Here is a 285-nt window from a genome sequence, read left to right on the forward strand (position 1 = left end):
AGACAGCGACTCTGATTCAGATAGCGACTCTGACTCTGATAGTGACTCTGATTCAGACAGCGACTCTGATTCAGATAGCGACTCTGACTCTGATAGTGACTCTGATTCAGACTCTGATAGTGACTCTGATTCAGACAGCGACTCTGACTCTGATAGCGACTCTGATTCAGACTCTGATAGTGACTCTGATTCAGACAGCGACTCTGACTCTGATAGCGACTCTGATTCAGATAGCGACTCTGACTCTGATAGCGACTCTGATTCAGACAGCGACTCTGATTCAGA

The 285-nt window shown here is 46.7% G+C and carries 1 protein-coding gene; it reads left to right on the forward strand.

The features are described from left to right. The coding region (locus CD127_RS11390) for a hypothetical protein (RefSeq protein ID WP_179135264.1) at positions 1-285 on the forward strand (285 nt) is incomplete at both ends.

Source organism: Staphylococcus petrasii, from assembly GCF_002902565.1.
Lineage (GTDB): Bacteria > Bacillota > Bacilli > Staphylococcales > Staphylococcaceae > Staphylococcus > Staphylococcus petrasii.